Source organism: Halanaerobium salsuginis (assembly GCF_900114545.1).
GTDB lineage: Bacteria > Bacillota > Halanaerobiia > Halanaerobiales > Halanaerobiaceae > Halanaerobium > Halanaerobium salsuginis.
This window is the reverse complement of the sequence record NZ_FOTI01000014.1, coordinates 11,098-37,621: the sequence shown is the minus strand read 5'-3', so window position 1 is coordinate 37,621 and position 26,524 is coordinate 11,098. Positions and strand designations below refer to the sequence as shown.

Genomic DNA, 26,524 nt, shown 5'->3' with positions numbered 1-26,524 from the left:
TTGTTTAAATTAATGCATAAATTTGGACCCATCTTAATTACAATAATTCTATTAAGCTTAATTACCATACCAGTAAATGCCCAAAAAGATAATGACAGTGGTCTTTATACAATTTTAGTTACAGCTAATAAAGTAGCTGCTGCTAAAGCAGATACAGCTGCTGATGTAAAGGTAATTAGCAGTAAGGATATTGAAGAAATGCAGGCAGTTAGTTTAGAGCAAATACTAAGGCAGAGCAGTATTAATATGGAAACAGATAGCACAGGCACAAGCCCGATTTTAAATGGAGATCGCCGGGTGTTAACATTAGTAGATGGTAGGAGAATGAATTGGAATTACATAATTAAAAGTGGAAGTAAAGGTGGAGCTGATTTTAGCAGCATTCCTGTCGAAAATATTGAAAGAATAGAAATAGTAAAGGGAGCTGGCTCCTCTCTCTATGGTAGTGATGCAGTTGGAGGAGTAATTAACATAATAACTCGCAATCCAGAACAGAAAAAAATAACAATTTCCCAGGATTTAGGCAGCTGGGGTTTTCAGAAAAGTTCTTTAACTATTACTAATAAATTAACAGAAGATCTTGGCTTTTACTTAAGTGGAGAATTGGAAGAAAGAGATGATTTTGAATATAAAGAAGCAAGTTCTGGTGACATAAAAACAATGGATCAAAGTTATTATGATCAAGATCTCTGGTCTTTAAAAGTAACCAAAGATTTCCAGACAGATAATTCTCTTCAGTTTCAATTTGATTATAGTCAGCGTGATTTCGGCTTTAGCTGGACTCCACCTGGTTATTCGCTTAATGACACTTATTATTATCCTGACGGATCTGGGGATTCAACAGCTCAAAATTTGGCTTTAACCTACCAATACGGTAGTAATAATCATCTAAGAGTTTATAAAAATAGTTATGAAAAAGATATAAGTTATGATGCTACTTCTGGTTATTATGTTGACAGCAGTATTTTAGGTGGTGAATGGCAGCAAAATTGGCAGTTAAATCAGGCACACAGTTTATTAATGGGAATAGATTGGCTGGAGGAAGATACTGATTATAAAAGCCAGGGAATTGATAATTCTTATACAAATAGAGCTATCTTTTTTGAAGATCAGTGGCAGCTAAATCAACTCTGGACTGTTACTGGTGGACTTCGTTATGATGATCACAGTATAATTGGTAATAATACTACTTCCCGAATCACAATCAATAGAAAATTTAGCCCAACTACTAATCTTTATTTTTCCTGGGGTGAAGTAGTTAAAGCTCCTTTAGTTGAAGATCTATTCTCTGATACTCCCTGGATGGTTGGTAATCCTGATTTAGAACCTGAAACTGGTTCTACAATTGTAGTTGGTTTTAATACAGAATTTGCTCAGGGAACGAAATTAACTACTAGTGTGTTTAATAGCCAATTAAAAGATGCAATTGCTTATGGAACTAGTAGTGATGGAAGAACACTTGCTGTTAATATTGACAAGCAAAGAAAGTATGGGCTTGATTTAAGTCTGGAAAAACAGCTTTCTTATCGCTGGAATCTTGCTGTAGGATATTCCTATTTAGAAATTGAAAATAAAGATGGTTCTGATAATGATTATCATGAAGATTTAAATAATAATCAGCCTAATTCGTATCATCTTAATTTAAATTATCAGCAGGATCTCTGGGATGCAGGGATTTCTCTCCGGGGAGCTGCTGGCAGAAGTGAGCAAAGGTTTAGTTCTTCTTCTTATCTAACAATTAACTTTGCAGCTAATTATTATCTTAATAATAAGACTAGACTCTATCTAAAAGCAAATAATTTAACTAATGAAGCTTATGAAGTTAGAAGCAGTGGGGATAGTGGCTGGGTATATCCAGGTGCTTATGCTATGCCAGCACGAAATATTTATTTAGGTCTGGAAAGAGAGTTTTAATAAAAAAATATAAATTATATACTCCTGAGATAATAAATTTACAGTTTCTTTATTAGTATTATTTCTCATTTTATGATAGAATTAAAAAGAATTAAGATTGCATAAGAAAATGATAAATTCAGGAGTTAGTTTGAACAGATGAAACTTTTTAAGCAAACCGAAACAAGTACTTTATTAGGGCTGTTGGCTCTAATTAGCATAATTATTTTATTAATTAATCTAGTGACTATTTATAGTATGGTTAAAGTGAATGAGGTTCAGAATAGAGTTATTGATATAGCAGGTAGACAGCGGATGCTGTCCCAAAAAATTAGCAAAGAAGTTTTGCTAAAAATCTATACTAATTATCCACCAGAAAAACTGCTTAATACGACAGCTGAGTTTCAGAGTAATTTGCAAATTCTCTGTCAGGGAAGTGAAGAACTTAGTATTCCTATTTTAAAAGATGAAAGAATTTCTCTTCAGCTGCAGGAGATCAGACAGACCTGGTTTGAGTTTGAACGACAGATTCAAATTTTGATTAATGATGGAAATACTTATAACCAGAAAAAGTCTGCTGTTGCCTGGATAATAGCTAATAATCAGTTATTATTAAATGAAACAGATAGATTAATTTCTCTTTATGAAAAAAAATCGATTAAAAATCTATTTTTACTAATTCAGCTAATTATTTTTGTAGTAGGAACTATTATTATTCTGGTTACACTTTTAATATCAAATCGGATTGCTTATAAATCTGGCATAGATAATCTAACCAGTATTTATAATAGAGAAAAATTAGGTAAACTAATGTCAATTAAAATTAAAGAAGCTTATAAAAATAATCAATCTTTAAGTTTAATTATGTTTGATATTGATGACTTTAAAGTGATTAATGATACTTTTGGTCATAATGTAGGAGACCAGATTTTAATTGAAGTGGCTGATCTGGTAAGTAGATCAATTAGAAGAAGTGATATTCTGGCCCGCTGGGGAGGAGAGGAGTTTCTTGTTCTTGCTCCTAGTTCAAATCTGGCAGCAACGATCAGGTTGGCGGAAAGGCTGCGGGAAAACCTTGATACCTACTATTTTAAACAGGTAGACCATGTTACCTGTAGTTTTGGAGTAACTGAACTACAGCCTGATGACGATATTGGAAGTTTGATTGAAAGAGCTGATCAGGCTCTTTATAGATCTAAAAATAATGGAAAAAATCAAGTTTCAGCCTGTTAAAAAAGCCGTGCTTATAAGCACGGCTTTAATTTTTTATTAGATTTAATTATTTAAAAAGACATACCAAAAGAAAGAGTTAGCTGTGAATTTTCAACATCTATTTTTTCAGTATCACTGCCGCTATTATCTTTTATTTCACCATTGCTGACACTGTAAAGCAGTTCCCAGAATTTATTTTCAGCAAATTTATAGCCGGCTCCTAAACCGTAATAAAGACCACCATCAGTATCAATATCAATATCATCATCACCATCATAGTCTAAGTCGAAGGAACTATATCCAAATTGACTAACAAGATAGATTTGACCAGAATTATATTTTAAGGTTAAATAGGCAGGTATAAAGCTTGCTGTAGAATCATCATTTCCATAGATAGATGAGTCATATTCTTTTTCAAACTGATAAGCTAGCCCAAGTCCCAGGTCAACATGTTCAGTAACTGGATTTAAATATTCTACTGCAAACACAGCGCCAGGATCAAGGTCGAGATTAATGTTAAAATCATCTATAATCTCCCAATTTTGATTGCTGCTAAAACTGACTCCCAATTTGGTATTAAAATAACTGTCTTTTGCCATAGTGTTAAAAGAAAATGCTAAAACTAAGAGAAGAGAAATTACTACAACTTTTTTCATAAATTAATCACTCCGTTTAATTGCTGACTAAATTTAGCAGCTAATTTTTTATTAGATTTAATTATTTAAAAAGACATACCAAAAGAAAGAGTTAGCTGTGAATTTTCAACATCTATTTTTTCTGTGTGATCACCTACATTATCTTTTATTTCACCATTGCTGACACTGTAGAGCAGTTCCCAGAATTTATTTTCAGCAAATTTATAACCGGCTCCTAAACCGTAATAGAGGCCTCCATCACTATCAATGTCACCATCTCCGGATAAATTATAATCGAGATCGAAAGAACTATAACCAAGCTGGCTAATTAGATAAACTTGATCTGAATTATATTTTAAGGTTAAATAAGCAGGTATAGATGTTATTTTCAGATCACTTACATCAGAATCAGCTGAATAATCAAGATCTTTTTTAAATTGATACGCTAGCCCAACTCCCAGGTCAACATGTTCAGTAACTGGTCTGAAATATTCTACTGCTAGTACAGCACCTGGATCAGTATCTAAGCTAATATTAGTATCACTGTCAGGCATTTCCCATATACTGTCACCATTAAAGCTGACTCCCAATTTAGTGCTAAAATAACTGTCTTTTGCCATAGTGTTAAAAGAAAATGCTAAAACTAAGAGAAGAGAAATTACTACAACTTTTTTCATAAATTAATCACTCCATTTAATTATTTATATTTTATAAATATATATTCTACTGATATCTTAAAATTCCTGCTTAATTATTTAAATTTTAGTTTTAATTCCAAATTTCTGTCGCAATTTTAGTAATTAATGCTAGTTTCTGCCACTGTGCTTCTTCAGTCAGATTGTTGCCATGATGGGTAGACGCAAAGCCGCATTGAGGGCTTAAACATAATTGTTTCAAATTTATATATTGAGAAGCTGCTTCAACTTTTTCTTTTATTTCTTCTTTATTTTCAAGGGTACCTGTTTTAGAACTTATTAAACCAAGTACAACTTTTGGACCAGCAGTAGGTATATATTTTAAAGGTTCAAAACTTCCGGCTCTTTCATCATCATATTCAAGAAAAAAACCATCTACTTTTTCTTGCGCAAACAAAATAGGAGCAATTAAATCATAACTGCCTGCAAAAGCCCAGCTTGACTGATAATTTCCCCGACAGAGATGAGTTGTTACAGTTAGATCACTGGGCTTGTCTTGTAAAATTTCATTGACTATCTGAACGGCAAGTTCAATTAAATATTCCCGGGAATATTTACTATTCTGATAGGAAATGTCTGGTGAAGACAGGCTGGCAAGATAAACATCATCAAACTGGAGGTAGCGGACACCAGCCTGATAGAAAGCCTGAACAGCAGTCTGATAGGTTTTAACTATATCAGCTGCATAATCTTCAATTTCTGGATAAATTGTCTGATTTCTTATCCCGGGATGAAATAATTGATTTGGACTGGGAATTGTCTGTTTGGCTACTGCTCTACCTGCTACAATTTCTTTGAAATTTTTAAAATGTTTTAGAAAAGAATGCTCAGGATTAAACGATATCCGGTCTGTATTTTTAACATCATAGGCCTCTGTTTCTAGATCGGCAAATTTATAGCCATGTTCAGGAACATAGCCTGTTAGTCCATTCAATTCTTCTAGAAAATCAAGATGCCACCAATCCCGCCTGAATTCCCCGTCTGTTACTGCCTGCAGACCTATTTCAATTTGTTTATCCACAATTCTTTTTATTTCTTTAGTTTCAATTTGTTCAAGCTCAGTTTTAGATATTTTTTTATCTTTCCATTCATTCCGGGCTTTAAGTAATTTTTCTGGTCTTAATAAACTTCCCACCTGATCGGCTCTAAATGGTGCTTTTAAACTATTAGACAATTTAAACTCCTCCTTTTAGAAATAAAATAATAAGCGCTTATTGATTTAAATTATATCAAAATTTGGTAAAACATTAAGTTAAAGCATAACTTAGATTAGCAAAATAAAGGTAATCAGCCAAAATAATAGAATATTATAAATAATAACTATTAATCTAATTAGTTAACTGGATAAGTTTAAAATTGACTGCTAAAGCGATTATTATATGAAAATATTTACTAATTTTTTATTTTAATGGACATCGTTTTCATAATTAATATATTATCTGGAGGGACGGCAAGTGTTTAAAGTTATTTTAATTGATGATGAGGTATTGGTAAGGGTAGGCTTAAAATCACTAATCAATTGGGAAAAACATGGATATCAAATAATAGCAGAAGCAAGTAATGGTCAAGATGCACTGACTAAGATTAAAGCCCAAAAACCGGATATAGTTATAATTGATATTAAAATGCCGGTTAAAGATGGGCTAGAGTTAATTGAAGAAGTTAATAAACTGCAGCTGCAGACAAAATTTATAGTTTTAAGTAGTTATGATGATTTTAAGTTGGTAAAACAAGCTTTACAATTAGGAGCAGTGGATTATTTATTAAAGCTAGAATTAGAATCTGAACAGCTATTAAATTGTTTAAACACAGCTCGAAAAGCAATAAAAAAGCAGCAAAAGAGCGAACGAGAAATTGATCATTCCAGGCTGCATTTCCCGTCCTTACTCGAACTAAGAACCAGTACTTTTAAAAAAATAATTAATAAACAGCTTGTAAATCAAAATGAAATAAAACGTTTATTTAAAAAATTAGAAATTGATTTGGTTGAATCTAGGCTTTATTGTCTTGTAATTAGATTAAAAAATATTGACCAAGTTCAAAATAATGATAGTCAAGGGGAGCAGTTATTTGAATCTTCGGTGCTTAATATTGTGCGTGAAATAGTTAGTGATTTTTATCCTGCCCATGTTTTTAGTTATAATTGGGGAGAAATTATCTGCTTTTTCTCTCTGGAGCCGGATCAACTTTTAAATCAGCAAGAAGAAGTTATACCAAATTTTAAAAATCTAACTGTTCGTTTAACTAAAATGATGGGCGAGTATTTTGATGTAGAAATAGAACTAGCAGTTAGTAACAGTAAAAATAAATTTTTTGAACTGAGTACTGCTTTTCAAGAAGCAGTACAGGCCTTACAGTATAGTTTTCAGTGCCCAGCTGGTCAGGCAGTTTATTATAAAGACTTAGCTAAATATAAAACAAGATCAACCAGTAAAGCAGACTTAAAAATATTTATTGATAGATTTGCAGCTGGTCTAGAAAAACTAAATTATTCAGATCTAAAAGATAATTTTAAACAATTGACTAAAAAATTAAAAACAGAAAATATTTCTGCGCGTGAGTGTTATAGTCTCTGTTTTGAGATTTTATTTATTATACGTACCAAACTTTCAGGCCGGCTTGCCGATAAAATTTTAACTAAGCAGGCAAACTTTTATCAGCAGCTGCTTAGAATAAATAATATTGCTGATTTATTTAACTGGCTTAATTCATTAGATCAACAACTACAGCAGGTACTTATAGAGCAGGAAGACAATAACCATCTGGTAACTAAAGCTAAAAATTATATTAAGCAGAACTATAAAAAAGAAATAACACTTGATCAGTTAGCTGAAAAATTAAATGTTAGCTATGGTTACTTGAGTGTTTTATTTAAAGAAAAAGTAGGTTTAAGTTTTTCTGAATATCTAAATGAAGTAAAAATTACTGCGGCAAAACAGATGCTGACTGAGAGTGATTGTAAAATTTACACTGTTGCTTATGAAGTTGGTTACAATAATCCTTATTATTTTAGCCGGGTCTTCAAACAAAAAACTGGTTTGACACCACGTCAGTATCGTAAACGCTACTATTGTTAATTTATATATTATAATTAATATTTTACAATAAATTACATATAATAGCTTAAAATATATAATTTGTATTACTGTATAGCAGTATTAAAACCCTTATTGTAAGTGGACTACTTGACACCTGTCCAAAAAAAGACTAAAATTAATGCAAGTTAACATGAAACTAACAATTAGGAGAGAAGAAAGGAGAGATGTTTTGTGTTAAAAGTAGATAAAGTAGTAAAGGAGTTTAATGGTTTTCGTGCAGTAGATGAGTGTTCTTTTGAAGTTAAAAAGAATACAATTACTGGTTTGATTGGTCCCAATGGAGCCGGTAAAACTACAATGTTTAATTTAATTGCTGGTTCTTTAAAAGCAGATCAGGGAGAAGTATATTTTTCTGACCAGAAAGTTAATAGTTTTGCTGCTTATAAAATTGCCAGACTTGGCCTGGCCAGGACTTTTCAGATTCCCAAGACTTTAAAGAAAATGACAGTATTAGAGAATTTGATGTTAGTTCCAGGAGGACAGAGTGGAGAGAATATCTGGAATAGCTGGTTTAAAAGTAGTAAAGTTAAGGCAGAAGAAAAAGAAAATGAAAGCCGTGCTTATCGTGTCTTAAAATTTCTGGAGCTGACCCATGTAGCTGATGTACTAGCTGCTAATCTGTCAGGGGGACAAAAAAAATTATTAGAATTAGGGAGAGCGTTAATGGCAGATCCAGAACTAATCTTGCTTGATGAGCCAGGAGCTGGAGTTAACCCTACCCTGTTAAATAAAATTGCTAAAAATATACTTAAATTAAAAGAAAAAGGAAAAACAATTCTATTAATTGAGCATAATATGGATTTAATTATGAATATTTGTGATCGAGTAATTGTAATGAATGATGGCAAGCATTTAGTTGATGGTACTCCCGCTGAAGTAAAGAGTAACCCCCGGGTTTTAGAAGCTTATCTGGGAGAGAAAACAGCTTAAGGAGTGGTCTTTTTGTTAAAAATTAATGACATTTATGCCGGTTATGGTGAGATAGAGATAATCCACGGTATTTCTCTGGAAGTAAAAGAGGGAGAAATTGTTTCAATAGTTGGTCCAAATGGTTCTGGTAAATCTACTCTTTTAAAGTCAATTTTTTCTTTAGTTGATATTATGAAGGGAAACATTGATTATCTAGGCACTGATTTGACTAAATTAGGTACAGATAAGATGATTGAACAAGGTCTATCCTTTGTTCCACAAACTGACAATGTTTTTCCGACTTTAACTGTAGCAGAAAATCTGGAATTAGGAGCCTATGTTAGTAATAAAAATTTAAAAGATAGATTTGATTTAATCTATAGTCTTTTTCCACCTTTAGTTGAGAAGCGTAAAAAGAAAGCAGGAACTCTTAGTGGTGGTCAGCGGCAGATGGTAGCTTTTGGTAGGGCTCTGGTTATGGAACCAAAGCTGTTGCTTTTAGATGAGCCAACTGCTGGGCTGGCCCCTATGTTTATTGATTTAATTTTAGATAAAGTAGTAGAAATTAATAAAACTGGAGTTTCTATTTTAATGGTGGAACAGAATGCTAAAAAAGCTCTAGCTATGTCAGATAGAGGTTATGTTCTGGCAGCTGGCGAGAAAAAATATGAAGATAGCGGTAAAGGCTTACTTGAGAATGAAGAAGTCGCGCAGCTCTTTTTGGGAGGATAATACTTATGGCCGTACAGTTATTTTTGAATGGAGTAATACTCGGATCAATAATAGCTCTGGGTGCAATTGGATTATCATTAATTTATGGAATACTTAAGTTTGGCCATTTTGCTCATGGTGATTTAATGACACTTGGTGCTTATTTTGCTTTTTTATTTAAAGTACAGCTGGCCTTACCATTTTGGCTAGCTTTTATTTTAGCAGCAATGCTGACTGCTTTAGTAGCAATTATTTTGAATTTTGTACTTTATCGTCATTTGAGGAAAAGAGATTCAGTAATTGTGATGATTTCTTCAGTTGGAGCTGCTTTAATAATTAGGAATATTATTTTGCTATTCTGGGGTCCCCAGAATAAGTTTTATGATAAAGCAATCCAGATGCCTATTATTTTAGGTGACGGATTTTTAAGAATTAAAGAAAATCAAATTGTAATTTTAATTCTGGCTTTAATTTTAGTAATTGCAGTACATTTATTTTTAACTAGGACTAAACTAGGTAAGGCAATGAGGGCTATGGCAGATAATATTGACTTAGCTCAAATTACCGGAATTAATACTGAGAGAGTTATTATCTGGACCTGGGCTATGAGTGGGGTTTTAACAGCAGCAGCAGGAATATTGCTGGCTTTTGATACGCATCTAACTCCAGTTATGGGATGGAATTTACTTTTGCCCCTATTTGCTGCAGTAATTCTTGGTGGCATAGGGAGTCCTTATGGAGCTATGTTTGGCGGGCTGGTAATTGGTATTTCACAGGAAATGTCAACTTTAGTTATTTCAGCTGCTTACAAGCCAGCAGTTGCTTTTACGATTATGATTTTAATGTTAATAATTAAGCCTTCTGGTTTAATGGGAAAGAAGGTGAGCTAGATGACATTAGGAGGAATATTTTCTTATCTAGTTTTTTTCTTGATTTTCACCGGAATATATGCAGTTATGACATTGGCGTTAAATATGCAGCGTGGTTTTGCAGGTTTATTTAATATTGGAATAGCTGGATTCTGGGCAGTAGGTTCTTATACATCTGCAATTATGACAACTCCACCTTCAGCTGAACACTTAGGTGGCTATAATTTGCCATTTGTGTTAGGCCTTTTAGCTGCTGGATTAGTAGCTGCTCTATTGGCTTTTTTAATTGGTATTCCAACAATAAAATTACGAGAAGATTATCTTGGAATTGCCACAATTGGAATAGCCGAAATAATTAGGTTGGTAATTAAAAATGAAGAATGGCTGAGTAATGGTGTGAGAGGAATTGCTGGTATTCCAAAACCTATGGCTGGATTTTTAGGCCATAATTACAATATCTTTTTCCTCTTGATTGTTGTTTTAATTATAGCGATTTTCTTTTATCTAAGTGAAAAGGGAATTAATTCTCCCTGGGGAAGAGTTTTAAGAGCTATTAGGGAGGAAGAGGAAGTAGTTAAAGCAGCTGGTAAGAATGTAGTACGTTATCGAATGGAAGCTTTTGTACTGGGAGCTTTTATGATGGGAGTTGGAGGAGCTTTGTATGCTCATTTTACTTCTTTTATTTCTCCGGAAGCTTTTAAACCGATGCAGGCTACTTTTTTAGTCTGGATTATGCTGATTATTGGTGGAAGTGCTAATAATTTTGGCTCTTTAGTCGGTGCTTTATTAACCTGGGGTATCTGGACAGGAACTGAGTTTTTAACTGGGATGCTGCCAGCAGCATATACGACTCAAGCTTCTGCTCTAAGAGTTATTTTAATTGGTGTTTTTCTGGAGATAATACTACTTAGCAGACCTCAGGGCTTATTTGGAGAGAAAAAATATAGTGCTTCTAGTAGTAAAAGCTAATTTTAAAAAAGTTGCTTTCTTTGCTAGAATTTGATTAATTATTTAGTAGCGAGTAGTTTAAAACAAGGATTGTTTTTGCTCTTAAATGAGTATTTTAAATATAAGAAGAGAGAATAAGAGGAGGAAAAATAATGTTTAAAAAGAGAATTTTTGTAGTGATGATGATATTAATGTTTGTTAGTTTGAGTATAAGCGGAGTTTTTGCTCAGGATACAGTTAAAATTGGAACTCTGGTTCCAATGACTGGAGGCCTGGCTTCTTATGGGCAGTTTACCAGAAATGGTACACTATTAGCCCAAAAAATAATTAATGATCAGGGAGGAATCCTGGGTGGTAAAAAGTTAGAATTAGTCAATGTTGATACCCAGACCAATCCTCAATCTGGTGTTGATGGAGCTCAAAAATTAGTTTCTGTAAGTGGAGTTAATGCAATTGTAGGGGCTTTATCAAGTGGTGTTACAATTCCTGTTGCTGAGAGTGTTACAGTTCCAGGTGAGGTAGTTTTGATCTCTCCTGCTTCTACCTCACCAATACTGACTACTTTAGATGATAATGGTTATGTTTTTAGAACAGTTCCTTCTGATAGTTTACAGGGAGTTGTTGCAGCGAATCTTGCTTCAAATAGGTTAGATTACGACAAATTAGCTATTATTTATGTTAACAATGATTATGGTCAGGGTTTAAATGATGCAATTGTTGAGCAATTTGAAAAAAATGGTGGCGAAATAACAGCTTCAATTGCTTTTGAGCCCAATAAAGTTTCCTATCGTAGTGAATTGATGGAAGCTGCCAAAGATAGTCCAGATGCTTTGCTTTTGGTTGCTTATACTGATGATGGTGGGATTACAATTATTAGACAGGCTTTAGAGAATGGTTATTTTGATAAATTTATTTTTACAGATGGCTTAAAAGCTCCAGAAATTACAGAGGGAGTTGAACAGTATTTAGAAGGAATGTATGGTACAGCTCCAACGTCTATGCCGGGAGGAAATGGACCCGAGATATTTAAAAATCTTTATGAAAAAGAGTTTGGCGAAATACCACCGAAACCTTACATTGATACTAGCTTTGATGCAACTTTTGTGCTGGCACTTGCAATTGAAAAAGCAGGTAGTACAGATGGTACTGCAATTAGGGACGCTTTAGGTGAAGTCTTATCTGAAGATGGTATGGTAGTTAATATTAATGAATGGAATAAAGCTAAAGATTTAATCAAAGCTGGTCAAAAAATACGTTATGAAGGTGCCTCTGGACCTGTTTTATTTAATCAGGCCGGTGATAGTATGGGAGCTATTGGTATCTGGAAAATTAAAGATGGCGATATTGTTAATGATAGTGTAGAAGTACAGTAGGTTATTAGGTTGATTTAGCTTTGTGCTTAAATTTAATTGTCAGCTTAGTTTCTATAGATTAGTTTTAAAAAAATTGCTAATTAAGAGCTGAATAATGAAGACCAGGTCCCGGGCCAGTCCCGGGACTTTTCTTTTTTAAAATTATTTTATTAATACAAATAAGCATATTTCTATTGGCAAAATTGGAAAGGAGAATTATGATGCCGATAGTTAAAATTGTTGATCTTAGTTTAAGAAATATAGTACCAACAGCAGAGCCGATTCCTCTGGTTGCTCGCCGTCAGCTAATTAAATATTTAGAATTGCTTGGTGTATCTGAAATAGAGATTGGCAGCCCGGCTTTAAATACTAGAGAAGCAGCGATAATTGCTCGGCTCTTGCAGGATAATTATCAAGCCAACTTAAGAGTCTGGAGTCGTCCTTTAATTACTGACTTAAAAAAGGTTCTAGCAGTAGGAGCAAAAACTGTAGTTATTTCACTGGCCAGCTGCTCTAGAGCTCGTTTGCAGCAGCTGGAGGAATGTCTGACTTATCTGCAGAGTAATTATATTTTAGAGTTTAAAACTGCTAAGTTTTATTTAATAGTTGAACTTCAGGAAACAGCCCGGGCCAGCCAGAATCAGCTGCAGCAGCTAATTAAAATCTGTCAGAATAAGAAAGTAGATCGGTTTTCTTATCATGAAGCAGCAAAGCCAGCTGCGCCTTTTGTTCTAGCAAAACGGATTAGTCAGCTGCGCTCTAACTTAGCAGATGCTGCTCGCGATAATAGCAATGATAACTATAGATTACAGTTAGAAGTAATCAGCAGTAATCGCTTTGCTACTGGAACAGCTGCTGCCTGGCTGGCTGCTCAATCTGGAGCAGATGCCTTGGGAGTTAGTATTAATTCTTACAACTACAATAATAGTTGGGGGAGGGCAGGATTAGCAGAACTAATCATGATTGCTAAATATCTAAATAATTCTGGAGTAAATATTTTTACAGATAATTTTAAACCCATATATTTAAGTGACCTGGCAATTTATGCCGCTCGAGTTTTTAAGCAAAATTTACCGGCAAACCAGCCCTTAGTTGGATCTGATATTTTTAAACATGAATCAGGAATCCATGCAGCCGGTGTTTTAAAGAATGCAGAAACTTACGAAGCTTTTCCTCCGCAGGTGGTTGGTCAGCAGCGAGAAATTGTTCTGGGTAAACACTCAGGAACTAAAGCAGTAATTGCTAAATATAAAGAACTAGGTATTGAATTAACTTACCCAGAAGCAGCTGATAGATTAGTAAAAATTAGGAAAGAAGCTGTTAAATTAAAAAGATCCCTAACAACAGCAGAATTATTAAATCTTCATTCCCTGGATAATTAAAAAATATCCAGGGTTTTTTGTATCCAGCTATTTATGTCACTTTTATGTTATCTAAAGGCGTTATATACAATTATACACTTGAAAATAGCTTTTTTAATGTTATACTAATCATAATAAATATATAACCTAACACAAAATGCTGGTTTTAAACTCAATTTTGCTCTCTACAAGAAGAAATAAATTAAATAAGATTATAACTATTTGTTAATTAAATAAATAGTTTATAATATAATCTCAAATCTTAGGAGGTAAGAGCAATGAAAGAAACATTAAGACAGGTTGCGATTTATGGAAAAGGTGGAATTGGTAAATCAACTACAACTCAGAATCTCACATCATCTTTAGCTGAGATGGGAAAAGAAATTATGGTTGTTGGCTGTGACCCTAAAGCAGATTCAACCAGAATGTTATTAGGAGGTATGGACCAGCAGACAGTACTTGATACTTTAAGAGAAGAAGGCCAGGATATTGATCTTGATGATATCTTAAAAAGAGGTAAAGATTTTAACAATATTCGCTGTGTAGAATCAGGAGGACCAGAACCTGGTGTAGGTTGTGCCGGACGGGGAATAATCACTTCTATTAATATGTTAGAAACCCTGGGTGCTTATACTGATGAATTAGACTATGTTTTTTATGATGTTTTAGGAGATGTTGTTTGTGGTGGTTTTGCAATGCCAATCAGAGAAGGTAAGGCTCAGGAAATATATATTGTTGCTAGTGGTGAACTTATGGCACTTTATGCAGCTAATAATATTTGTAAAGGAATTAAACGTTATGCAGAATCAGGTGGAGTAAGATTGGGCGGTATTATCTGTAATAGTCGTCAAGTTGACGGAGAATTAGAGCTTTTAAAATCATTTGCGGAAAAACTAGGTAGTCAGCTGATTCACTTTGTACCAAGAGATAATATAGTACAAAGAGCTGAAATTAATAGAAAAGTAGTTATTGCCTATGATCCAGATTCTGAACAGGCTGGTGAGTACAGAGCTCTGGCTCATGCCATTGATGATAATGAAAAGTTTGTAATTCCAGAACCAATGGAGCAAGATGAATTAGAGCAATTAATGATGGACTTTGGTATTTTAGAAGTTTAATTAATCTTATGATTTAAAATTATCCAGAAGATGGAGCCTGATTTTGAGATAAATAAAAAATAACTTTAATTTTTAAATAAAGTAAAGTAATCAAATAAGGTTTAATATTTTTAGGATAAATTTACTCCGAGTAGTTAGCAGTAAAGTAGCTAAAAAGTAAATTTAGAGCGGGAAGGAATGATCAACTTGAAACTATTACAGGCCATAATTAGACCAGAAAAAAGCACAGAGGTGCTTTCAGAATTAAAAGAAGCTGGCTTTCCAGCAGTTACCAAGCTGGATGTTGCAGGAAGAGGGAAACAGCGAGGTGTGAAAGTTGGTAATATTCATTACGATGAACTACCAAAAGAACTGCTGTTAATTGTATTAGAAGATCAGGATAAAGAAGATGTAGTTAAAATAATAATGAAAACAGTAAAAAGTGGTAAAGATGGTAGTTATGGAGATGGTAAAATATTTGTCAGTGAAGTAGAAGAAGCTTATACAATTAGCTCACAAACTAAAGGACTATAGAGATTACTTTAATACTGGAGGTGGTTTTGTGAAAGAAATAATGGCTGTAATCAGAATGGATAAAATTAACCAAACTAAAAAAGCTCTGGCAGCTAAAGGATTTAGTTCCCTGACCTGTATTAAAGTAACTGGACGGGGTAAAAAGAAAGTAAATTATGAGTTAATAGAAGATCTTCTGGATGGAGATAAAAAAATTGTAAAGTCAAAAGAGGTTACCGAAGCAATAACAGAAGGTCATCGTTTAATTCCAAAAAGACTTTTGCTAATTGTTGTAAAAAAAGAAGAAGCAGAGCAGGTAATCGAAACAATTATGAGTGTTAATCAGACAGGTAATCCTGGTGATGGCAAAATTTTTGTAATGCCAATTGCAGAAGCTTATCGTGTCAGAACAGGTGAAGAAGGAAAAGCGGCAGTATAGAAAAGAGGTGAGCAAATAATGAAAGATAGTAAAGCAGGAATTGAAGAGATCTTAGATGATGTTTTACAGTCATATCCAGCTAAATCAATGAAAAACAGGAAAGAACATATTCTGGTTAAAGATAGAAATAAATCTGAATTAAAAATTAAAGCTAATACTAGGACAATTCCAGGGATTATTACAAATCGTGGTTGTGCTTATGCGGGCTGTAGAGGTGTTGTACTTGGCCCTTTAAAAGATGTAGTGCAAATTGTTCACGGTCCCATTGGCTGTAGTTATTATGCCTGGGGAATGAGAAGGCACCAAGGTCTGGCAGCTGAAGGTGGCAAAAACTTTATTAATTATACTTTTTCAACAGATATGCAGGACTCAGATGTAGTTTTTGGTGGAGAGAGAAAATTAAAAGAAGCGATTAAAGAAGCAGTAGAAATTTTTAATCCATCAACAATTATGATTACAGCAACCTGTCCAGTTGGACTAATAGGTGATGATATTAATAGTATTGCTAAGCAGGCTGAAGAAGAATATGGAATTACTGTTATGGCCTTTAATTGTGAGGGTTATAAAGGGGTTAGCCAGTCAGCTGGTCACCATATAGCAAACAATGAAATAATGGATAATTTAGTTGGAATAAAAGATAAAGAACTTGATTATAAATATCCAATCAATTTGATGGGAGAATATAATATTGGTGGAGATGCTTTTGAAATAGAAAGAATACTGCATAAAATTGGCTATGATGTAGTAGCTTCTTTTTCTGGTAATGGGACAGCAGACCAGATAAAGTATTCCCATGAAGCTGATTTAAATCTTGTTCAATGTCATCGATCAATTAATTATATTGCAGAAATGTTTGAAGAAAAATATGGTATTCCCTGGTTGAAAGTAAACTTTTTGGGAGTAGATGCAACAATTGAATCATTACGTAATATGGCAGAATATTTTGCTGATCCAGAACTGCAAGAGCGAACTGAAAAAGTCATTGCCGAAGAATTAGCCCAAATTGAAGCTCCTCTCAACCGTTATAAAGAACTTTTTACTGGTAAAACTGCCTTTCTCTTTGTCGGAGGATCGCGCGCTCATCATTACCAGAATGTATTTAAAAGAATTGGAATTGAAACTGTTGTAGCTGGTTATGAATTTGGACATCGTGATGATTATGAAGGGCGAGAAGTTATACCAGATATTGAAATGACTGCAGATGATAGAAATATTCCTGAACTAGAAGTAACTAAAGATGATAAAAAATATCGACTGAGGATTTCACAAGCTAAAAAAGAAGAATTGCAGCAAAAGATGCCGCTTGATTATTATGGTGGCATGATCAAAGAAATGGAAGATGGCAGTGTTGCTATCGATGATTTAAATCATCATGAGCAAATTAAGTTAACTGAAGCATTAAAACCAGATATTTATTGTTCCGGGATTAAAGATAAATATACCTCACATAAAATGGGGATATTTTCTAAACAACTGCATAGTTACGATTATAGCGGCCCATATGCTGGTTTTAAAGGACATCTTCAGTTTGCAGAAGATATTGCAGCCGGAATCTTAAATCCCAGTTGGAGTTATATAACTCCTCCCTGGAAAGAAAAAACAACTCTGGAAGGTTCATTTGGAGGTGGAGAATAATGCAGGATTTAGTACCGAAAGAATTTAAAGAACGTAATTCACTGGTAATTAACCCAGTTAAAACGTGTCAGCCAATTGGAGCAATGTATGCTGCTTTAGGTATTCATGGCTGTCTACCACATAGTCATGGCTCTCAGGGATGCTGTTCTTATCATAGGATGCATTTAACTAAGCATTTTCGAGAACCAGTAGTTGCTTCCTCAAGCTCATTTACGGAAGGAGCTTCAGTATTTGGCGGAAGAGCTAATTTAGAGACCGCCTTAAAGAATATATTTGCTGTATATGATCCAGAAGTAGTAGCAATTAACACGACTTGTTTATCAGAAACTATTGGTGATGATGTTACTTCGATAGTTAGCGGCATGGAAATTCCACCTGGTAAAACAATTATTAATGCCAGTACTCCCAGTTATGTTGGATCACATGTTGTTGGTTTTGCTAATATGGTTAAAGCAATGGTAAAACAGCTATCAGAAAAAAGAGAGCCAGCTCAAACTAATAATAAATTAAATTTAATTCCTGGTTTTGTCGATCCCGGAGATATTCGCGAGATGAAGAGAATACTAGAAGCTATGGATATCGACTATATTTTATTTCCGGATCAAAGTGATGTTTTAGATACACCACTTGATGGCAATTATAAAATGTATCCAGATGGTGGAGTAACAATTCCCGAATTAAAAGATACAGCTAACTCTAAAGCAACAATCGCTCTAGGAGCACTTGCTTCTCAACCAGCGGCATTTGAACTAGAAAAAATGCATGACGTTAAAGCTTATACACTAAAAACACCTGTTGGAATTAAAGCTACCGACGAATTTCTAATGCAGTTGCTCAAAATAACAGGGCAGGAAATTCCAGCTGAAATTGAAAAAGAAAGAGGTCAGTTAGTTGATATTATAGCAGATACTCATCATCAATTTCATGGTAAAAAAGTAGCTATTTATGGTGATCCTGATATAGTAATTTCTCTAACTGAGTTTACACTTAGTATGGGTATGAAACCAATTCATGTTTTAACCGGTACTCCGGGTAAAGACTTTGAAGCAGAAATTAACAAAATGCTTAAAGATGCTGATTGGGAAAGTAATGTGGCTGCTGGGGGAGATTTATTCCAGCTGCACCAGTGGGTAAAAAAAGAGCCAGTTGAGCTCTTAATTGGTAATTCTTATGGAAAATTAGTTGCCAAGCAGGAAGATATTCCACTAGTTAGAGTTGGATTCCCTATTTTAGATAGAAGTGTACACTCTTATTTGCCTAAAATTGGTTATAAGGGGGCAATGCTGTTGGTTGAAAAGATCAGCAGTGCTTTACTTGACAGAAAGGACAGGGATACAGACTTTGAATTAACAGAGTTTGTGCTTTAGATTAATTTAATTATATTTTAAATAAGAAATCACTATAAAACTGTTCTAATTGAATGATTAATTTTTACTAAATTATTTTTAGGCAGTAGTATAGTAATTATATTTAGCTCACCTGTTTTTAAGCATATCATTAGTAGAGAGACCAGTGTTAGGTTGTGATAACTTTTAATAAACAGGTGGGCTAACTTTTTATTTTATGGAGGTGAAAACCATGAAAAATTCAATTGAAACTAAAACACTTAAAGCCAGAGAAGATTTTATTATGACTAAAGGCAGTAATCAACAAATAAAATGTGATCAACAAAGTCTGGCCGGAGCTGTCAGTCAGCGGGCCTGTGTCTACTCAGGAGCTAGAGTTGTATTAAATCCAGTTAAAGATGCTTATCATCTTGTCCATGGCCCAATTGGCTGTGCAAGCTATACCTGGGATATTAGAGGTAGTTTAACCTCAGGTTCTGATATTTTTAGAACTAGTTTTTCAACTGACTTGAGAGAGAAAGATATTGTTTTTGGTGGAGAAAAAAAACTAACGACAATAATTACAGAGTTAATTGAAAATGATAATTATCAACCGGAAGTTATTTTTATTTATTCTACCTGTGTAGTAGGTGTAATTGGTGATGATTTAAAGGCAGTAGCTAGAAGAGCAGAGGAGAAATATGGAATTAGAGTGATTCCAGTTGAGTCATCTGGTTTTTCTGGGACTAAGTCAAAAGGCTATAAAGCAGCCTGTGAAGCATTATTAAATTTAATGGAAGACTTTAAAGAAAAAAGTAGTGAGCAGCAGAGTAGTAGAACCAAAAAAATAGGTGGAAAAAATGTTTTTAAGCAGCAAGCTGCAATTATGGAACAGTCAAATAAAGAAAATAAAGCTAATGGGCAAGCAGAAGTTAAGTTTAGTCAATCTGATACCCGCAAAGCTAAAATAAATGCATTGGTTAAAAAACTAAATCATTTAAGTGAGATTCAAACTAGCTCTGGAATTAATAGTTATGAAAATCTAAAACAGGCCCGGCGACTAATAAAACAAAAGCAGCGAAGTAAAACTCGTAAGAAATTAAATTTGTTAGGTGACTATAATCTAGCAGCAGAAGGATGGATTATAAAAAGTTATTTACAAGAAGTAGGAATTGAAGTTGTAGCTGGTTTTACTGGTGATGCCGGTATTGATGATATTAGACGAGCACCTACAGCTGATTTAAATATAGTTCAGTGTGCTGGTTCAATGAAATATCTGGCCCGGAGAATGAAAGAGGAATTTGGCATTCCTTTTTTAGAAATATCTTTTTTAGGACTGCAAGATAGTTTAGAATCACTGCGCAGAATTGCTGCTCAGCTGAAAGATCCTGAAATTATTGAAAATGTAGAACGTTTAATTGCCCGGAAACTCCCCCCTGTTCTGGCTAAATTAAAAGTTTATAAAAGTTATTTAGCTGGAAAAAAAGCAGCTATTTATGTTGGGGGTGCTTTTAAGGCAATTTCACTGGTAAAACAATTTAATCAGCTTGGAATGAAAACTGTTATGGTAGGTACTCAAAATGGTAAAGCGGCAGATTACCAGAAGTTAGAGAAATTAACTGATCCCGGGACTATTATTCTGGATGATGCTAATCCATCTGAATTAGAAGAATTTATGCGCCAAAAAGGAGCTGATGTACTGGTCGGAGGGGTTAAAGATCGAGCACTGGCCTATAAGATGGGACTAGCTTTTTTTGATCATAATCATGAGCGTAAAGATCCTTTAGTTGGTTTTGAAGGGGTAATAAATTTAGCTAAAGAACTTGACCTCACAATAAACAGTCCAATCTGGTCAGTAATTGGGAGTGGTAAAAATGAGTGAATTAAAAAAACTGAATGTTAATCCCTGTAAAATGTGTATGCCAATTGGAGCTGCAATTGCTTTTAAAGGTATAGAAAATAGTATGTTGTTAATGCATGGCTCACAGGGGTGTAGTACTTACATGAGACGGCATATGTCAACTCACTATGAAGAACCAATTGATATAGCATCCTCTTCCATTGACGAACAGGGTACCGTTTATGGAGGAGAAGATAATTTGAAACAGGGACTTAAAAACTTAATTGAGTTGTATTCCCCTGGAGTGATTGGTATTGTGACAACTTGTCTGGCTGAAACAATCGGCGAAGATATTAGACGTATTGTAGCAGATTTCAAGCAGAATAATGAACTTGGTAGTTTAGCTTTAGTTACAGTTTCTACACCTGGTTATGGAGGATCTCAATTTGAGGGATATTATCTTAGCTTGAGGAGAATCGTTGAGCAGCTAGTAGAAGAGCCTGCTCATAAGACTAAAAAGATTAATCTAATTGCTCCCAATATTAGTCCAGCTGAAATTAGAGAACTAAAACGTATTTTAGAGCTTTTTAAATTAGACTATACTATTTTACCAGATATTGCTCAAACTCTAGCAGCTCCTTATACTGCTGATTATAGTAAAATACCTGCTGGAGGAACAAGACTGCGATCTATAAAAAAGATGGGGGAAGCGGCTGCTACTATTGAATTAGGAGCTTTAGTAGACAGTAGTTTATCGGCAGCTGCTTATTTAGAAGATAAATTTGCTGTTCCTGTTTATCGTTTGCCCCTCCCAATTGGATTAAAGAATAGTGACCTTTTAATAAATATATTAGCTGAGATTAGCGGCAGGGAAATTCCAGCTGTATTAAAGGAAGAACGTGGCCGATTAATTGATACAATGATCGATTCTCATAAATATAATGGCCAGGGTAGAGCAGCACTTTTTGGTGACCCAGAAATAGTTTATGCAGTCAGCTCACTCTGTCAGGAAAATGGAGTTAAAACAATATTGATGGCTACTGGTTCAAATATTGCTACATTTAATAACAAATTAAGAGAAATTACTGCAGCAAATAGAGAACAAAGTTTAATTTTGAATGATACAGATTTTGAAGAAATAAGAAATTATATTAGTGAGTATAAGATTAATTTAATGCTTGGTAATTCAGATGGAGCTTTTATTGAAGAAAAAGATGGAATTCCATTACTCAGGATTGGCTTTCCAATCCATGATCGGGTTGGGGCAGCCAGACAGCAGAATATTGGCTATCAGGGAACAAATACTTTGTTAGATCGAATTACTAATCAGCTGCTTGCTTTAAAGCATGATAATTTTAGAGAAAATCTTTATCAAAAATATTATCAACCTTTAAGTAAGTCAATTGCAGCAGAATCTTTTACTGAACAATCTTTTCAGACAGCAGAATTAAGTGTAGGTGATCAATAATGAAGGAAAGCAATAAAATAAAAACAGAAACACATCCCTGTTATAGCAAATCTGCTCATCAATATGCTCGCATGCATATTCCGGTTGCAGAAAAATGTAATATTAGTTGTAATTACTGTAATCGCAAATATGACTGTGTCCATGAAACAAGGCCAGGAGTAACCAGTAAACTGCTCAGCCCGGAGGAAGCTCTAGCTCGGTTTAAGTTGGTGAAATCTAAAGTTGATCGACTACAGGTTGTCGGAGTTGCTGGCCCTGGAGATGCACTGGCTAGTTTTGATTCAACTAAAAGATCTCTTTCCTTAATTAAAAATGAAGATCCTGATCTAACTTTTTGCCTTTCTACAAACGGACTACTGCTGCCTAAATATCAAGCAGAATTAGTTGAGCTGGGCATTAGTCATGTGACAATAACTATTAATGCTGTTGAACCTAAAATTGGAGCTCAAATTTATGAAAGAGTTAATTATCGGGGCCAGACCCTTAGTGGAGAAACAGGAGCTGCAGTTTTGCTGAAAAATCAATTAATAGGGCTTAAATATTTAGCAGAGCATGGTGTTATCTGTAAAGTTAATATTGTATTATTAAAAGGGATTAATGAAAATCATATTGAAGATATTGTTAAAACTGTAAAACAGGCAGGCGCCTATATGACTAATATTATGCCGCTAATTCCAGTAGCAGGTACTCCTTTTGCTGATTTACCTTTAACCAGTAAAGTAGAGCTTGATTATTTAAGAGGTAAGTGTGAAGCTAATCTAAAGCAGATGTATCACTGCCAGCAGTGCCGTTCTGATGCAGTTGGCTGTCTAAGTAAAGATAGATCACTTGAATTTAAACAGGAAGAAGAACAATTAGAAGCAGCAAGTAAGGCTGGTTTATCTCGTTTAAAAGAAGATGATCAAAAAATATTGAGAGGAACTTATTATCTAGAATCTGAACCAGTTTTGGTTGCTGTTGCTTCTAGTTCTGGGAAGATTGTTGATCTTCATTTTGGTCAGGCAAAGAAATTTTATATTTATCGAATTCTGGGTGGAGAAGAAGTAGAGTTAGTAGAGCAGAGAAATGTTGCCCAGTACTGTACTGACAAAGAATGTGTTGATCAGGAAGATCAGTTAGCCCGAACTATCAAAGTTATTAGTGACTGTAAGGCTGTATTATCAGTGAGGATTGGGGCTATTCCCCAGCGCAAATTAGCTGATCATAATATTAAATCAGTCATGGTTTACGATAAGATTACAGCAGCCATTAATTATGCAAATCAGAAAATTATGGCTGAAAGCAGATCAATATCAGAAAATGTTAATTTAAATCAAACTGATGGTTTAACAGTTCAACCTGTATAAAAGCAGAAAATTAAACTTTATTTAAATAATTTATTAAAATGAGTAAGGAGTAGAGAGTAATGAATAAACCTAAAAAACATGTTTTTGTCTGCAGCAGTTCCCGTATTAACGGCCAGCAGAGAGGATTCTGCGAAAAGAAAGATTCAATAAGATTAATTCAAAACCTGATGCGGGAAGTTCAGGAACAAGATTTGAGTTCAGAGGTAATAATTACTAATACTGGTTGTTTAGGGATTTGTAATCAAGGACCAATTGTAATTATTTATCCTGATGCTATTTGGTATGGAGGAGTAACTCCTGAGGATGCAGCAGAAATAGTAAACTCACATTTACTTAATGATCAGATTGTTAGTAGATTAGAAATATAGCGAAAATAGGTGATAAATTATGTATAAAAGATTAATGCCAAAAGTATTTTTTCTGGGAATAGTTCTCTTATTAATGGTTATTTTTTTAGGCTATAATTATGTACAGGCAGAGGAACCAGTTCGTGTTATGGCAGCAGCTAGTTTAACTGAAGTTTTTACAGAATTAGCGCAGACTTTCACTGAAAAAACTGGAATTATAGTAGAATGTAATTTTGCTGGCAGTCAGGCTTTATATAGTCAGATTAAATTAGGTGTCAATGCTGATATATTTGCTTCAGCAAATATTAAGTATATGAACCAGCTAGAAGAAGCTGAAATGGTAATTGAACCGGCTATTTTTGCTAAAAACAAGTTAATAATTGCAGTTAGTAAAGCAAGTGATAAGATTGCTAAAATAGCTGATCTTACTGCTGGAGATATCAAAATAGTAATTGCTGATGAATCAGTTCCCGTTGGAGGTTATACGATCAAGATGCTGACTAAAGAAAATAGTAATCCTGATCTGGGAGAAAACTTTAAAGCTGAGTTTATGGGAAATGTAGTTTCAAAAGAACTTGATGTTAAAAGTGTTGTTAATAAGGTTTATTTAGGAGAGGCTGATGCAGGAGTAGTTTATCAAACTGATTTAACTCCTACAACTAAAAAGAAAGTTACAATGTTAAAGATAGCTGATAAATACAACATAATTGCTTCATATCCAATTGCTTTGCTTAAATCAAGTCAAAATAAAAAAGCTGCTCAACAATTCATTGATTATATCCATTCTGATGAGGGGATTAATATTTTAGTTAAATATGGCTTTAGCAGGCCAGGAATGGATAGTGATTAAAATGGGAAATGATGCTGGTCCAAAACAAAATCAGAGAATTATTTCACCAGATATTGAATTAAAAGATAGTTTGCTTGCTTATTTTCGCAATCGTTTTGATTTTAGCTTTGATTTAACAAGGTCTTTGCTTTTTTTTCTGGCCAGCTTAAATGTAGTTTTTATGTGCTTAATTATTGCTTCTTTATTCTTAAGCACTTCCCCCGCTGATTTGGCTCGAACTGTTGATAACTTAAATACACTGCGGGCAATTAAGGTATCCCTATTTTCTATCTTAGTTTCAATAATAATAACAATTTTTGTTGGTGTGCCATTTAGTTATGTTGTCAGTCAGAATGGTAGTAAAATTAATAAGATTGTTAATATGTTTATTAAAATTCCATTAGTTATGCCACCTACTGTTGCTGGACTGGCTATGTTATTAACCTTTGGTAATCGGGGAATATTAAGCAATATCATTAATGGATTAAATTTAAATTTACCGTTTAGTTTTGCGGCTCTGGTAATTGTACAGGTTTTTGTAATGCTGCCTTTATTTACTCAATCACTAAAAAATGGTTTTGAGGCTATTGATGGTGAAGTAAAAGAAGCAGCAATGGTCTTTGGAGCAGAAGAAAAAGATATTTTATTTAAGATATTTTTGCCTTTAAGTATTAAACCACTGCTAACTGGAATTATTATGGCCTGTTTAAGGGCTGCCGGTGAATTTGGAGCAACAATGATGTTTGCTGGTAATCTGTCTGGTAAAACGCAAACTCTATCAACTGCAATTTATACAATGGCTCAGAAAGATTTAGGTCAGTCAATAGCACTGGCAGTTGTTTTAATTATGACTTTTGCGATTCCTTTAATTATTCTAGAACTAAAGTTAAATAGTGATTAATATTTTTAGTGAAGTTTAAACTTATTTAATTTAAGTAAATATTTGAGGAGCGAGTAAATTAAATGAAAAAAATAAAAATTGTCGATACAACACTCCGGGATGGAGAACAAACTCCCGGAGTTGTCTTTTCTAAAGCAGAAAAGATTGAATTAGCTATTTTGCTGGATAAGTTAGGAATTACAGTGATCGAAGCGGGTATTCCAATTATGGGAGCAGTAGAAAGCTCGGTAATTAAGGAATTAATCTCATTAAATTTAAAAGCTGAACTTCTAGTCTGGAATAGAATTAAAAAGTCAGATATTGAAGCTTCTTTATCTTGTGGTGCTACTAATCTTCATTTATCAGCTCCTGTATCAGAGCTTCATTTAAGTCAAAAACTACAAAAAAGCAAAGATCAGATATTAGCAGAAATGGAGTCGGCTGTTAAATTTGCTGTCCAGGCAGGAGCAGAGGTTTCGGTTGGTGCAGAAGATGCTTCCCGGGCGGACCCTGGATTTTTAGTAGAATTTGCCCGAACTGCTGAACAAGCTGGAGCAGCTAGATTTAGGTATGCTGATACAGTTGGGGTTTTAACTCCAGCAAGAACACTTTCCAAACTTACTTACTTAAGCAGTCAATTAGCTATTGCAATCGAATTTCATGCTCATAATGATTTTGGCCTGGCAGTAGCCAATAGTTTAAGCTCTTTTCAGGCTGGAATAGAATTTATTAGTGCTACAATTAACGGTATTGGAGAAAGAGCTGGCAATACTAATCTTTTTGAATTAATTAAAGCTTTAAATTATTTTTATAAAATAGATTTTACTTTTGATCAGCAAATAGCTGCCAGGTTGACTGAAATAATTAAACAGACAACGCAAAAAATTAGCTCCCTTTAAAGGGAGCTAATTTTACAAATAGGGGTATTGCAAAATTAATTGCAATTGTTAAGAAAAAAATAATTAGTTATTAGTATATTATTAGTTATTTATATTAAAGGGCTGTTGTACCTTCTTCCCCGGTTCTAATTCTGATAGCATTTTCTATTTCAGAGATAAATATTTTGCCATCACCAACTTCACCAGTTTGAGCAGCCTCTTTGATAGCTTTGACAACTTCAGT

General features: G+C 34.0%; 25 protein-coding genes. 21 read left to right on the top strand and 4 right to left on the bottom strand.

Annotated features, from left to right (window positions below):
- A complete protein-coding gene (locus BMZ74_RS06270) occupies positions 1 to 1,914 on the top strand; it encodes a TonB-dependent receptor plug domain-containing protein (protein WP_089861136.1) in 1,914 nt (637 codons plus the stop codon).
- Positions 1,915 to 2,052: 138 nt separating this feature from the next.
- The gene (locus BMZ74_RS06265; RefSeq protein WP_089861134.1) at positions 2,053 to 3,126 is read left to right on the top strand and encodes a diguanylate cyclase; all 1,074 of its coding nucleotides are present in this window, start codon (positions 2,053 to 2,055) and stop codon (positions 3,124 to 3,126) included.
- A gap of 50 nt (positions 3,127 to 3,176) precedes the next feature.
- On the opposite strand, the gene BMZ74_RS06260 is transcribed toward BMZ74_RS06265, so the two are convergent.
- The 3 genes from BMZ74_RS06260 to BMZ74_RS06250 all read right to left on the bottom strand — a co-directional run bounded on the left by BMZ74_RS06260 (position 3,177) and on the right by BMZ74_RS06250 (position 5,609).
- A complete protein-coding gene (locus BMZ74_RS06260) occupies positions 3,177 to 3,761 on the bottom strand; it encodes an outer membrane beta-barrel protein (RefSeq protein ID WP_089861132.1) in 585 nt (194 codons plus the stop codon).
- A gap of 65 nt (positions 3,762 to 3,826) precedes the next feature.
- Entirely contained in the window at positions 3,827 to 4,417 is a 591-nt protein-coding gene (locus tag BMZ74_RS06255) for an outer membrane beta-barrel protein (protein ID WP_089861130.1), read from the bottom strand.
- A gap of 91 nt (positions 4,418 to 4,508) precedes the next feature.
- Entirely contained in the window at positions 4,509 to 5,609 is a 1,101-nt protein-coding gene (locus BMZ74_RS06250; RefSeq protein WP_089861128.1) for a 5-methyltetrahydropteroyltriglutamate--homocysteine S-methyltransferase, read from the bottom strand.
- A gap of 280 nt (positions 5,610 to 5,889) precedes the next feature.
- On the opposite strand from BMZ74_RS06250, the gene BMZ74_RS06245 reads away from it, so the two are divergent.
- The 19 genes from BMZ74_RS06245 to BMZ74_RS06155 all read left to right on the top strand — a co-directional run bounded on the left by BMZ74_RS06245 (position 5,890) and on the right by BMZ74_RS06155 (position 26,301).
- A complete protein-coding gene (locus tag BMZ74_RS06245) occupies positions 5,890 to 7,512 on the top strand; it encodes a response regulator (RefSeq protein ID WP_089861126.1) in 1,623 nt (540 codons plus the stop codon).
- A gap of 192 nt (positions 7,513 to 7,704) precedes the next feature.
- The gene (locus BMZ74_RS06240; protein WP_089861125.1) at positions 7,705 to 8,463 is read left to right on the top strand and encodes an ABC transporter ATP-binding protein; all 759 of its coding nucleotides are present in this window, start codon (positions 7,705 to 7,707) and stop codon (positions 8,461 to 8,463) included.
- A 3-nt stretch (positions 8,464 to 8,466) separates the two neighbouring features.
- Positions 8,467 to 9,174, top strand: a complete 708-nt coding sequence (locus BMZ74_RS06235) for an ABC transporter ATP-binding protein (RefSeq protein ID WP_089861123.1) — start codon at positions 8,467 to 8,469, stop codon at positions 9,172 to 9,174.
- A 5-nt stretch (positions 9,175 to 9,179) separates the two neighbouring features.
- Complete coding sequence (locus tag BMZ74_RS06230) at positions 9,180 to 10,043, top strand: branched-chain amino acid ABC transporter permease (RefSeq protein ID WP_089861121.1); 864 nt, start codon at positions 9,180 to 9,182, stop codon at positions 10,041 to 10,043.
- Positions 10,044 to 10,991, top strand: coding sequence for a branched-chain amino acid ABC transporter permease (locus BMZ74_RS06225; protein ID WP_177181379.1), 948 nt, complete (start codon positions 10,044 to 10,046; stop codon positions 10,989 to 10,991). It abuts the gene before it with no gap.
- Between the two features lie 131 nt (positions 10,992 to 11,122).
- Positions 11,123 to 12,343, top strand: coding sequence for an ABC transporter substrate-binding protein (locus BMZ74_RS06220; protein ID WP_089861119.1), 1,221 nt, complete (start codon positions 11,123 to 11,125; stop codon positions 12,341 to 12,343).
- Positions 12,344 to 12,543: 200 nt separating this feature from the next.
- The gene (locus BMZ74_RS06215; RefSeq protein ID WP_177181378.1) at positions 12,544 to 13,704 is read left to right on the top strand and encodes a homocitrate synthase/isopropylmalate synthase family protein; all 1,161 of its coding nucleotides are present in this window, start codon (positions 12,544 to 12,546) and stop codon (positions 13,702 to 13,704) included.
- A gap of 257 nt (positions 13,705 to 13,961) precedes the next feature.
- A complete protein-coding gene (gene nifH / locus BMZ74_RS06210) occupies positions 13,962 to 14,801 on the top strand; it encodes a nitrogenase iron protein (protein WP_089861114.1) in 840 nt (279 codons plus the stop codon).
- Positions 14,802 to 14,978: 177 nt separating this feature from the next.
- Positions 14,979 to 15,314 (top strand): P-II family nitrogen regulator, encoded by a 336-nt coding sequence (locus BMZ74_RS06205; protein WP_245750838.1) that lies wholly within the window; start codon positions 14,979 to 14,981, stop codon positions 15,312 to 15,314.
- Positions 15,315 to 15,342: 28 nt separating this feature from the next.
- The gene (locus tag BMZ74_RS06200; protein WP_089861110.1) at positions 15,343 to 15,732 is read left to right on the top strand and encodes a P-II family nitrogen regulator; all 390 of its coding nucleotides are present in this window, start codon (positions 15,343 to 15,345) and stop codon (positions 15,730 to 15,732) included.
- An 18-nt stretch (positions 15,733 to 15,750) separates the two neighbouring features.
- Positions 15,751 to 17,367, top strand: coding sequence for a nitrogenase molybdenum-iron protein alpha chain (gene nifD / locus BMZ74_RS06195; RefSeq protein ID WP_089861108.1), 1,617 nt, complete (start codon positions 15,751 to 15,753; stop codon positions 17,365 to 17,367).
- Positions 17,367 to 18,734, top strand: coding sequence for a nitrogenase molybdenum-iron protein subunit beta (gene nifK, locus BMZ74_RS06190; protein ID WP_089861106.1), 1,368 nt, complete (start codon positions 17,367 to 17,369; stop codon positions 18,732 to 18,734). The genes nifD and nifK overlap by 1 nt, the downstream gene beginning before the upstream one ends.
- Before the next feature lie 211 nt (positions 18,735 to 18,945).
- Complete coding sequence (locus BMZ74_RS06185; protein WP_177181377.1) at positions 18,946 to 20,574, top strand: nitrogenase component 1; 1,629 nt, start codon at positions 18,946 to 18,948, stop codon at positions 20,572 to 20,574.
- Entirely contained in the window at positions 20,567 to 22,000 is a 1,434-nt protein-coding gene (locus BMZ74_RS06180) for a nitrogenase component 1 (protein ID WP_089861102.1), read from the top strand. The genes BMZ74_RS06185 and BMZ74_RS06180 overlap by 8 nt, the downstream gene beginning before the upstream one ends.
- Positions 22,000 to 23,346 (top strand): nitrogenase cofactor biosynthesis protein NifB, encoded by a 1,347-nt coding sequence (nifB, locus tag BMZ74_RS06175; protein ID WP_089861100.1) that lies wholly within the window; start codon positions 22,000 to 22,002, stop codon positions 23,344 to 23,346. Before BMZ74_RS06180 ends, nifB begins: the two co-directional genes overlap by 1 nt.
- Positions 23,347 to 23,405: 59 nt before the next feature.
- The gene (locus tag BMZ74_RS06170; protein ID WP_089861099.1) at positions 23,406 to 23,714 is read left to right on the top strand and encodes a 2Fe-2S ferredoxin; all 309 of its coding nucleotides are present in this window, start codon (positions 23,406 to 23,408) and stop codon (positions 23,712 to 23,714) included.
- A 19-nt stretch (positions 23,715 to 23,733) separates the two neighbouring features.
- On the top strand, positions 23,734 to 24,543 hold the full coding sequence (gene modA / locus BMZ74_RS06165; RefSeq protein ID WP_245750837.1) for a molybdate ABC transporter substrate-binding protein: 810 nt from the start codon (positions 23,734 to 23,736) through the stop codon (positions 24,541 to 24,543).
- The gene (locus BMZ74_RS06160) at positions 24,509 to 25,423 is read left to right on the top strand and encodes a molybdate ABC transporter permease subunit (RefSeq protein WP_089861097.1); all 915 of its coding nucleotides are present in this window, start codon (positions 24,509 to 24,511) and stop codon (positions 25,421 to 25,423) included. The genes modA and BMZ74_RS06160 overlap by 35 nt, the downstream gene beginning before the upstream one ends.
- A gap of 62 nt (positions 25,424 to 25,485) precedes the next feature.
- The gene (locus BMZ74_RS06155) at positions 25,486 to 26,301 is read left to right on the top strand and encodes a beta/alpha barrel domain-containing protein (protein WP_089861095.1); all 816 of its coding nucleotides are present in this window, start codon (positions 25,486 to 25,488) and stop codon (positions 26,299 to 26,301) included.
- A 94-nt stretch (positions 26,302 to 26,395) separates the two neighbouring features.
- On the opposite strand, the gene BMZ74_RS06150 is transcribed toward BMZ74_RS06155, so the two are convergent.
- On the bottom strand, positions 26,396 to 26,524 hold a 129-nt coding region (locus BMZ74_RS06150), incomplete at its 5' end, for a P-II family nitrogen regulator (protein WP_143070151.1).